Source organism: Streptomyces sp. MUM 203J, from assembly GCF_022414595.1.
Taxonomy (GTDB): Bacteria; Actinomycetota; Actinomycetes; order Streptomycetales; family Streptomycetaceae; genus Streptomyces.
The window spans coordinates 1-445 of sequence record NZ_JADWYO010000144.1 but is presented as its reverse complement, the minus strand read 5'-3'; the positions used below and the strand labels follow the sequence as shown (position 1 = coordinate 445).

General features: G+C 71.2%; 1 protein-coding gene. It reads left to right on the top strand.

Translation table 11 applies throughout. The features are described from left to right. Positions 1-445, top strand: a 445-nt coding sequence (locus I3F58_RS29225; protein WP_240111730.1) for a WD40 repeat domain-containing protein, incomplete at both ends; no start/stop codon positions are given.

The following is a 445-nucleotide window of genomic DNA, read 5'->3' as shown; positions in this document are numbered from 1 at the left end:
TCTCACCGGCCACACCGACGACGTGGCCTCGGTGGTGTTCAGCCCCGACGGCCGCACCCTGGCCACCAGCACTCTCTTCAGCGGTACGGCCCGGCTCTGGGACACCTCCACCGGCCGCCTGCTGCACACCCTCACCGGCCACACCGGCCCCCTGAACTCGGTGGTGTTCAGTCCGGACGGCCGCACCCTGGCCACCACCAGCGACGACCACACGGCCCGGCTCTGGGACACCTCCACCGGCCACTCACTGCACACCCTCCACCACACCGGCCCCGTGTACTCGGTGGTGTTCAGTCCGGACGGCCGCACCCTGGCCACCACCAGCGAAGACGGAACGGCCCGGCTGTGGGACGCACCTTCCGGTGACTCACTGCGCACTCTCACCGGCCACACCGACGACGTGGCCTCGGTGGTGTTCAGCCCCGACGGCCGCACCCTGGCCACC